General features: G+C 72.9%; 6 protein-coding genes. 5 read left to right on the forward strand and 1 reads right to left on the reverse strand.

The genetic code is table 11. The annotated features are described in order from the left end of the window. Positions 1-186 precede the first annotated feature (186 nt). Positions 187-798: a hypothetical protein gene (locus ACXRVZ_RS26890; protein WP_458233068.1), complete on the reverse strand. Its 612-nt coding sequence runs from the start codon at positions 796-798 to the stop codon at positions 187-189. A gap of 202 nt (positions 799-1,000) precedes the next feature. Here ACXRVZ_RS26890 and ACXRVZ_RS26895 point away from each other — a divergent pair, with 202 nt between their 5' ends. The 5 genes from ACXRVZ_RS26895 to mnmD all read left to right on the forward strand — a co-directional run. Further along, the gene (locus ACXRVZ_RS26895; protein ID WP_457421050.1) at positions 1,001-5,233 is read left to right on the forward strand and encodes an SNF2-related protein; all 4,233 of its coding nucleotides are present in this window, start codon (positions 1,001-1,003) and stop codon (positions 5,231-5,233) included. A 1-nt stretch (position 5,234) separates the two neighbouring features. Next, positions 5,235-5,861, forward strand: a complete 627-nt coding sequence (locus ACXRVZ_RS26900; RefSeq protein WP_457421048.1) for an NAD(P)H-binding protein — start codon at positions 5,235-5,237, stop codon at positions 5,859-5,861. Continuing rightward, positions 5,858-7,228: an MBL fold metallo-hydrolase RNA specificity domain-containing protein gene (locus ACXRVZ_RS26905; RefSeq protein WP_457421046.1), complete on the forward strand. Its 1,371-nt coding sequence runs from the start codon at positions 5,858-5,860 to the stop codon at positions 7,226-7,228. Before ACXRVZ_RS26900 ends, ACXRVZ_RS26905 begins: the two co-directional genes overlap by 4 nt. After that, positions 7,228-8,514: an MgtC/SapB family protein gene (locus tag ACXRVZ_RS26910; RefSeq protein WP_457421044.1), complete on the forward strand. Its 1,287-nt coding sequence runs from the start codon at positions 7,228-7,230 to the stop codon at positions 8,512-8,514. The genes ACXRVZ_RS26905 and ACXRVZ_RS26910 overlap by 1 nt, the downstream gene beginning before the upstream one ends. Then, on the forward strand, positions 8,511-10,091 hold a 1,581-nt coding region (gene mnmD / locus ACXRVZ_RS26915; RefSeq protein WP_458233069.1), incomplete at its 3' end, for a tRNA (5-methylaminomethyl-2-thiouridine)(34)-methyltransferase MnmD. The genes ACXRVZ_RS26910 and mnmD, both read left to right, overlap by 4 nt.

A 10,091-nucleotide genomic window follows, 5' to 3' on the forward strand; every position in this document is an offset into this window, starting at 1 on the left:
AAGCTGCAAGGCCAGGGTGCACCGCGCCCGGCCGGTGGCCAGCCCAGCCGTGACGGCGGCGCTCCGCGCTCCAACAACGGCCCGCGCCTGACCCAGCCCAAGCGCTGATCCAACGCCAATCCAGCGCCCTCCGCGCTCACGGCCTGCCCCTCACGGGGCAGGCCGTTTTTCTTGGGCAACCCGCCATCAAGGCATCTGCGTGATGACACGGCGCCGAGCCCAACCCAAGCCCATCAGCCCCGCCAAGACCAGCGGCGCCGTACCCGGCAGCGGCAGCTCATGCGCGCCGTCGCGGGGTGGCAGGTCCCTGCTCGTCAACGCGGTGATCTCGTAGCGGTACTGCTTCTCGTTGGGCATCTGGAAGCGGATTTCATGACGGTACTGGAAGTCCTCCAGATACAGGTAGGGCATGGCGCCCGTCGTCAGCGCATCCACGCCCATTGCCCCCTCCAAGGCCAGTTGGAAGACGGGCCACGGATCGTTCAAGTCAATGAAGCTGAAGAAGCTGTCCGCATCCGCGTCGACGAAGATCCGCTTGCTCTCATTCGCGTACGCCATGCCGTCCTGCACGCCACCCGAAACACCGCCCGACATCTTGGCGCCGCTGTTGTAGGCACCACGCGTGAGCGCCGGATCCGAGTCGACGGCATCCATGTCCACCACCAGKCTGCCCGACAGCGTTCCGCCGGTCGCCTCGTCGAGGCCTTTGGCCACGAAGCTGTAGTTGACGAGGCCCGCCTGAGCTGCGGCGCTGCAGGCCAGCGCGACCGCGCCGATGAGAATGTGACGCAAAGACATGGTGATCTCTCTGTGGGGTTTGAAAAGGCTCGCGACGACGTGTCGCGATGCAAATCAGTGTCTGGATCGGCGGTATCAATGCCGCTTCCCGCCGGCGTGCAATGGTTTCAATTGCGGCAGGCGGGTGCCGGCTGCCGAAACCGTTGAAACACGCGCGCCGCCAACCCCGGCTCCTCAGGAGGGGCTGATCTAATCCCGACCCATGGCTCGCCCCCCGCTCGACAACTCGCTCAAGTTCAACCTGCCCGATGGCACAGTCGTCTCCGCTCAGGACATGCAGCGCAAGATCCAGGAAGCCAAGGCGGCCGAGCGGGCGCAGCAACTCGCCGCCCCCGGCGCCCTGCCCGAGGCCGACCTGCAGACCCTGCTCGATGCCCTGCTGCTGCTGGGCGGCACCGCCAGCATCAATGCCGTCATGCAATGGCTGTCGCTGACCGGCCGTGAACGTGCCAATGGCGAGGCCTTCGACCACTACGCCACCCGCGATGGCCTGCAGGCCCTGGTCGCCCAGGACCGCGCCGAGGGGCTGATGGGCAAGGGCACGCGCGCGTCGCTCGCCGACCATGTCGAGCGCCTGCAGACCCTGCTGGCCGCCCCCGGCGCCGCGCGCTACTGGCGCCAGCGCCTGTGGCTGCTGGGCTCGGGCCGGGGCGACTGGCAGGACCCCATCGCCTGGGTCAACTTCCGTGGCGCCGAGGACATGCGCACGGTGCTGCGGCTGATGATCTTCTCGGGCATGCCGGCCGCCGAATACCGCGAGCTGCTCGCCACCCGACTGCCCGAACTGAGCCCGCCGCTGCTGGCCCTGCAGACCCTGATCGAGCCCTGGTGCCCCAGGCTGCTGACCCAGATCGACCCCGAGCTGCGCGACAGCCTGCTGGGCCAGCTGCTGGACGTGCTGCCCGCCGGCCACTCGGTGCGGACTGAGGTGCGTGCCTGGCTGCAGGCCGAAGCCGGCACGCTCAGCATCCCCCTGCGCGCCCGCCTGGCCGAGGCCGACATGCTGGCCCTGCAGCTGGACAGCGCCGAGCAGCATCTGCGTGGCCTGACCGGGCCCGGCGTCACGCTGCTGGCCGCCGCCCGCGCGCTCACGGCCGGCCGTTGGGCCGAGGCCAGCGCCGGCTTCGAGGCCGCCATCAAGGCCATCCACACCGCCAGCCGCAGCCGCCGCAATGCGCTGTCGCTGGACACCGGCCGCCTCTATCTGCTGAGCCTGCTGGCCCAGGACGACCCCAAGGCCTGGGCGCAGGCGCGCAAGTACGCCATTGCCGAATCCGGCAGCCGCAACCCGACGGCCTACGAGGACTGGGGCCTCTGGGCCCACGGCATCGGCGTGAAGCTGGGCGAGGACAGTTTTCTCGACGCCGCCTTCATGCCGCGCGGGCCGGGCAATGCCGCACCGGCGGACCGCCTGCTGCTCGCCGCCTGGCTGGGCAGGCCCGCGCCGGGCTGGACGCCCCAGCTCGCCGAGGACCTGCTCGCCGGCCTCGGCCCCACCCAGGCCTTGCTCGCCGACTACCTGCGCGCGGCGCAGCAGCGCCTGGAGCTGGGCGGCACCGGCCCGACCCAGGTCGCCAACTTCCTGGGCCAGCCGCGCCATGCCTGGCAGGACGCCCTCGCGGCCATCGCCGCCCTCAGCGACGACGGCAAGGCCGCCGGTGCCGCCACCAAGCCCGAGCTGGCCTGGCAGCTCAGCCTGGACGCCGCCGGCCGCGTCCACACGCTGGAGCCGCTGGAGATGAGCACCAGCGCGCGCGGCATCACCAAGTTCAAGGCCGTGACGCTGGCCAAGCTCAAGAAGCAGGGCGCCCAGCGCAGCCGGGACAACCTGGTGCTGCGCCACATCGAGCGCGACGCCTGGGCCGGCGTTCACGACCTGCGCCTGGACGTCAGCCAGGCCCTGGTCGCGCTGATCGGCCACCCCCACCTGATGTTTGCCGACACGCCCGGCCAGTGGGTGGAGCTTGCCGAAGGCCTGCCCGAGCTGGAGATCAGGCGCGTCGGCGCCGACGCCGCAGCCGCCTTCGAGTTCCACCTGCACCCGCCGCTGATCGCCGCCCAGCCAGCGCACGCCGGCATGCTATACGGCGCCCAGGCCGACGCCGAGCGCGAGCGCCGCAACACCCAGCGCGTGCTGCGCGAGGGCCCGACGCGCGCCCGCCTCATCCGCATCACGCCCACCCAGCGCCGCGTGGCCGAGCTGGTCGCCCAGGGCTGGACCGTGCCGGTCGCCGCCACGCAGGAACTCGCCGGCGCGCTGCAGGTGCTGACCGGCCACTTCCAGCTGCACAGCGACGCCGAAGCCGGTGAGCGTGTGTCGGGCGACAGCCGCCTGCATGCCCGCCTCACGCCCCAGGGCGAGGGCCTGAGCCTGCTGCTGGTGGCCCAGCCCTTCGGCGACTTCGGCCCCGTCGTCACGCCGGGCGCGGGCCGCGCGCGGCTGATGTGCCTGCACGAGGGCGTGAGCCTGACGACCGAGCGCGACCTGGCCGTGGAGGCGCAGCACCGCGCCGACGTCATCGAGGCCCTGCCCTTTCTCGACCCCGAGCAGCCGCCCGACCAGCCCTGGCTGCTGGCCGATGCCGAGGAGGCGCTGGCGGCCGTCGAGCGCCTGCCCGGGCTGGCGGCAATCGCCGCGCTGGACTGGCCCAAGGGCAAGCCGGTGCGCGTGAAGCCGCTGGAGAGCGCGGCCGTGCAGATCGAGGTCAGCAGCGGGCGCGACTGGCTGGGCCTGACCGGCACGGCCCAGGTGGACGAAGGCCGCGTGCTGGGCCTGCAGGAGCTGCTGGCGCTGAGCCGGTCAAGCAAGAGCCGCTTCGTGCGCCTGGCCGAGGGCCATTACCTGGCGCTGTCCGAGCAGTTGCGCCAGCAGCTGCGCGACCTGGACGCACTGGCCCAGACCAAGAAGGGCGAACTGCAGGTCCCCAAGGCCGGCGCCGCCTGGCTGGAGCAAGGCCTGGCCGGCACCCAGCTCAGCGGCGACAAGCCCTGGCGCGAACGCCTGGCCCAGCTGGCCGCCGCCGCCGCGCTGCAACCCCAGCTGCCGCGCGCGCTGCGCGCCGAGTTGCGCGGTTATCAGGTCGAAGGCTTTGCCTGGATGAGCCGCCTGGCCGCCGCCGGCTTCGGCGCCTGCCTGGCCGACGACATGGGCCTGGGCAAGACGGTGCAGACCCTGGCCCTGCTGATCGACCGCAGCGCTGCGGGGCCGGCGCTGGTGCTGGCCCCCACCTCGGTCTGCGGCAACTGGCGGAGCGAGTGCCAGGCCTTCGCGCCCGGCCTCACTGCAACGCTCTACGCCGAGACGGACGACCGCGACGCGTTGCTGGCCGCTGCCGGGCCGGGCGATGTCATCGTCGCCAGCTACGCGCTGGCGCAGATCGACGCCGAGCGTTTTGCCGCGCGGCGCTGGGCCACGCTGGTGCTGGACGAAGCCCAGGCGCTGAAGAACGCCGCCACCAAGCGGGCCAAGTCGGTGGCCGAGTTCGACGCCGACTTCCGTCTCGCGCTGTCGGGTACGCCGGTCGAGAACCGGCTGGCCGATCTCTGGTCCATCATGAACCTGATCAACCCCGGCCTGCTGGGCACGCCGCAGCAGTTCAACGAGCGCTTTGCCGGCCCCATCGAGCGCCAGCAGGACGCGCCGGCCCGCGCGCGGCTGCGCCGCCTCGTCGCGCCCTTCCTGCTGCGCCGGACCAAGACCCAGGTGCTGCAAGACCTGCCCCCGCGCACCGAGATCGTCCACCGCGTGGAGCCCAGCGAGCAGGAGCGCCACTTCCTCGAAGCGCTGCGCCGCGATGCCCGCGAGGCCGTGTCCAAGGCGGCCGCTGCCGGCGCCGGTGCGCCCATGCAGGTGCTGGCCGAGCTGATGCGCCTGCGCCGCGCCGCTTGCGACCCCCGCCTCGTGTCACCCGAGCTGGGCCTGATCGGCAGCAAGATGGCCGAGTTCGAGCGCATCGTGCGCGAGCTGGTGGACGGCGGCCACAAGGCGCTGGTGTTCAGCCAGTTCACCGACTACCTCGACCTGCTCGGCGAGCGCCTGACGCAGATGGCCGTGCCCCACCAGCGCCTGGACGGCAGCACGCCGCAGGCCGAGCGCACCAAGCGCGTGGCCGCCTTCCAGCGTGGCGAGGGCGAGGTCTTCCTGATCAGCCTGAAGGCCGGCGGCTTCGGCCTGAACCTGACGATGGCCGACTACGTGCTCATCGTCGATCCCTGGTGGAACCCCGCCGCCGAAGACCAGGCCAGCGGTCGCGCCCACCGCATGGGCCAGCAGCGGCCGGTGACGGTTTACCGGCTGGTGATGGCCGGCTCGGTGGAGGAGCGCATCATCGAACTGCACCGCAGCAAGCGCGGCCTGGCCGAGGGCATGCTGGAGGGGCATGAGCAGGCGTCGCCGCTGGACGCGCAGGCGCTGGCAGCCCTTCTGGAGGACTGAAATGACAGCCGCCTGGATCGCCGGCGCCACCGGCCTCGTCGGCCGCGCACTGCGGGCCGAGCTGCCCGATGCCATCGCGCTGGCGCGCAAGCCGCAGCCGGGCCTGGCGGTGGTGGACTACACACGCCCCGAGTCCTTCGCCGCCCTGCCCGCGCCGCAGCGCCTGTTCATCGCGCTGGGCACCACGATGGCCCAGGCCGGCTCGCAGGCAGCCTTTCGCGCGGCGGACTTCGACGCCGTCGTGGCAGTCGCCCGTGCCGCCCGCGAGCGCGGCGCCACGCGCTGCGGTCTGGTGTCGGCGCTGAGCGCCGACGCGCGCTCAGGTGTCTTCTACAACCGCGTCAAGGGCGAGGCCGAGGACGCGCTGATCGCGCTGGGCTTCGAGCGCCTCGTCATCGCCCGACCCTCGCTGCTGGACGGCGAACGCGCCGGCCTGGCGCAGCCATCTCGCGCGGGCGAGGGCTGGGCCCTGCGGCTCAGCCGCCCGGTCGCCGGCCTGATCCCGGCGCGCTGGCGGCCCATCACGCCGGAGCGCGTCGCCCGCGCCCTGGCGCTTGCGCTGGCGCAAGACGGGCCGGCCTTGCAGGTGCTTGAATCCGGCACCATGCAGACCCTGGGTGCCCCATGAAGCTGACCTTTCTCGGCGCCGCCGACACCGTCACCGGCTCGCGCCATCTGCTGACGCTGGGCGAGCAGCGCCTGCTGCTGGATGCCGGCCTGTTTCAGGGCTACAAGCAGCTGCGCGAGCGCAATTGGGGGCCGCTTGGAACACCCGCCATGCAGCTGGACGCCGTGCTGCTGTCGCACGCCCACCTGGACCACTGCGGCTACCTGCCGGCGCTGCGTCGCCAGGGCTTCAAGGGGGCTATCTACGCGACCAGCGCCACCCGCGACCTCTGCGACGTTCTGCTGCGCGACAGCGCCCACCTGCAGGAGGAAGACGCCCGCCGCGCCAACCGGGACGGCAGCAGTCGCCATGACAAGGCCCTGCCGCTGTACAGCGTGCGCGAGGCCGAGGCGACGCTGAAGGCCTTCGCGCCGCTGCCGCGCGACGGCAAGCTCAAGCTCGGCGCGACCGAGGTGCGCTTCACGCCGGCCGGCCATCTGCTGGGCGCCAGCTCCATCCACGTCAGCCAGGGCGGCCGCAGCCTGCTGTTCTCGGGCGACATCGGCCGCTTGGGCGACCTGCTGATGCCCGTGCCGCAGGTGCCGCCGGCCGCCGACGTGGTGCTGATCGAGTCCACCTACGGCAACCGCCTGCACCCGGCCGAGGACGTGCAGGCTCGCCTGGCTCAGATCCTGCGCACCACCTTCAAGCGCGGCGGCTCGGTGCTGCTGCCCAGCTTCGCCGTCGGCCGCGCCCAGGCGCTGCTGCTGGTGCTGCAGCGCCTGCGCAATGCCGGCGAGCTGCCGCTGGACGTGCCCATCTGGCTGGATAGCCCGATGGCCGAGCAGGCCACCGAGATCACGCTCAAGCATGCCCGGCTGCTGCGCATCTCCGCCAGCGAGGCACGCAGCCTGACCGACCGCGTGCACTACGTCACCAAGCAAGCCCAGAGCCTCAAGCTCGCCGCCTCGCTGGCCGAGCCGCGCGCCCGGCCGGCCGTCGTCATCTCGGCCAGCGGCATGGCCACCGGCGGGCGGGTGCTGAACTACATCGAGGCGCTGGCGCCGCAGGCGCGCCACCACATCGCCTTCCCCGGCTTCCAGGCCGGCGGCACGCGCGGCGCGCGCATGGTGGCGGGCGAGCGCGAGATCAAGATTCGTGGCCGCTGGGTGCCGGTGAGCGCCGAGGTCAGCCACCTGGACGGCCTGTCCGGCCATGCCGATGCCGACGGCCTGCTGCAGTGGCTGCGCGCGCTGCCCCGGCCGCCCGAACAGGTCTATGTCGTCCACGGCGAGCCGGCGGCGGCCGACGCGCTGCGCTGCCGCATTAAGGACGAGCTGGGCCTGCCAGTGCGCGTGCCCCAGCACGGCGAGACCGTCGCCTGGTGATGGAGGGGCTGGGCCAGGCCTTCGGCGTCTCCGCTGACGTGATCGTCGGGCTGGCCGCCGCGCTGGGCAGCGGCTTGCTGATCGGGCTGGAACGCGAGCGCCACAAGAAGCGCGGGCCGCACCGCGAGCCGGCCGGGCTGCGCACCTTCACGCTGACCGCGCTGGGCGGCGCGTTGTGCCAGGCCTTGCAGGCGCCCGGCCTGGTGGCGGTGGGCGCGCTGGCCATCACCGCGCTGGCCGCCATCGCCCATCTGCGCAGCCGCGGCCATGACCCCGGCCTGACGACGGAGATCGCCCTGCTCGTCACCTACCTGATCGGCGCGCTGTGCGTGACGGCGCCGCTGCTGGGCTCGCCCGCCGCCGTCGTGCTGACCGCCCTGCTGGCCGCGCGCACCCGGCTGCACCGCTTTGCTACCCAGGTGCTGCGCGAGGAGGAGTTGCATGACGGCCTGCTGATCGGCGCGCTGGCGCTGGTGGTGCTGCCGCTGATGCCGCAGCAGCCCCTGCCCTGGCTGGCGGGCATGAAGGCGCATTCGCTGCTGGGGCTGATGCTGCTGATGCTGGTGCTGCAGGCAGCGGGCCATGTCGCGCTGCGGCTGGCCGGGCCGCAGGCGGGCCTGGCGCTGTCGGGCCTGCTCTCGGGCCTGGTGTCCAGCACGGCCACCATCGGCGCCATGGGCGCCCGTGCGCGCAACGAGCCCGGCCTGGCGCTGGCCTGCGCGGCGGGCGCCGTGCTGTCCACCAGCGCAACCTGGCTGCAGGCCCAGGCCATGTTGTTCGCCATGGCACCCGAGGCCGCCCTCGCCGCGCTGCCGGTCTGCCTGCTCGGCATGGCCTTGTGCGGCGCCATGGGCTGGGCGCTGGCGCGGCACTCCCGGCGCGTCGAACAGGTGGGCGCCGCCGGCCCGGGTGAGCGGCGCGGCCCGCTGCGGTTGCGCGAGGCGCTGCTGCTGTCGCTGATGCTCAGCGCCGTGGCCGTGGCGGTGAGCTGGGCGCGCGAACACTTCGGCAGCAGCGGCCTGTATGGCGCCGTCGCCCTCACGGCGCTGGCCGACGTGCATGCGCCCATCGCCTCACTGGCCGGCCTGCAGGCAGCAGGCAGCATAGGCACCGGCCAGGTCCTGATGGGCCTGCTGCTGGCCTTTGCCTGCAACAGCATCACGCGCACCATCACGGCCGTCGTGGCGGGCGGCTGGCGTTTTGCGCGCTTCGTCATCCCAGCGCTGGCGCTGCCACTGCTGCTGGGCGCCGGCCTGGTGGCGCTGCTGCCCGGAGCGGACTCATGACGCGGCGCATCAGCCTCGTGCCAGCGGAGGTCGACTTCCCCGACCCGGAAGCGCTGGCACAGGCGCGCCATGTCTTCGTCACCGGCAACGGGCTGCCGGGCCGCTGGCAGGGCCGCGATCGCTTCGTCGTGCTGGAAACGGGCTTCGGCCCGGGCAACAACTTCCTGGCAACCTGGGATGCCTGGCGGCAAGACCCGGCACGCTGCGAGCGACTGGTGTTCGTCAGCGTGGAGAAGCACCCACTGACGCGCGACGACCTGGCACGCGTCCATGCCGCCAGCCCGCTGCCCGAGCTGGCCGCGCAGCTCGTCGAGCGCTGGCCACCGCTGACCACCGGGCTGCACACGCTGAGCTTCGAGGGCGGCCGCGTCGAGCTGCTGCTGGGCCTGGGCGACGCCCGCGAGCTGCTGCGCGAACTGGTGCTGGACGCCGACGCGCTCTACCTGGACGGCTTTGCGCCGCAGCGCAACCCGGAGCTGTGGGACGAATGGCTGCTGAAGAGCCTGTCCCGGAACTCGGTGCGCGGCACGACGGCCGCCACATGGAGCATCTCGCAGCCGATGCGCCGGGCACTGGCGGCGCTGGGCTTCGAGGTGGCGCCGGCGCCAGGTTTTGCCAACAAGCCGGAGATGACCGTCGCCCGCTTTGCGCCGCGCCACACACCGCAGCGGCCGGTCGGACGTGAGGCGGTGGCGCCGGGGGCAAAGCGCGCCGTCATCCTCGGCGCAGGCCTCGCAGGTGCGGCCTGCGCGCTGGCGCTCTCAAAGGCCGGCGTGGCCTGCACCGTCATCGACGCCCTGCCCGGCCCGGCCCAGGCCAGCTCGGGCAACCCGGCCGGCCTCTTCCACGGCACGCTCAACCCCGACGACGGCCCGCACGCGCGCTTCAACCGTGCAGCGGCCTTGGCGACGCACAGTCTGCTGGCCGAACTGGGCCTGCCGCACAGCCAAGGCCTGCTGCGGCTGGAGACGCGCCTGGCGCTGGYGCAGATGCAGGACGCGCCGGGCTATGTGCAGGCACTGTCGACCGACGAAGCTTCGGCGCGCGCCGGCACGGCCCTCAACCACCCGGCCTGGTTGTACCCCGGCGGCGGCGCACTCGACCCGGCGGCCTACACGCGGGCCATGCTGGCCGCGAGCGGCGCCGAGCTGTGGCTGAACACGCCGGTCGCCGCGCTGCGCGAGATGGCCGGCGGCTGGCAGTTGCTCCACGGCAGCGGCCAGCTCATCGACGAAGCGCCCCTCGTCGTGCTGGCTGGTGGCCATGCGCAGCTGCCCCTGCTTGGCGCGCTGGCCGACGACCTGGTCGTGCAACGCGGCCAGCTCACCCATCTGGCCGAAGCGCCCTGGCGGCCGGGCCTGCCAGTGGCCGGCGACGGCTACGCGATTGCCGATGGCCACGGCGGCGCCTGGTGCGGCGCGACGTCACAGGACGGCGACCTCGACCCCGCACTGCGCGAGGCCGACCAGACCGACAACCTCGCGCGCTATGCCCGCCTTGCCGGCCTGAGCGCCCCGCCACCAGCGCCACTCGCCGGCCGCGTCGCCTGGCGCCTGGTCGCTGCGGACCGCTTGCCC

This window comes from Roseateles sp. P5_E8 (assembly GCF_054177665.1).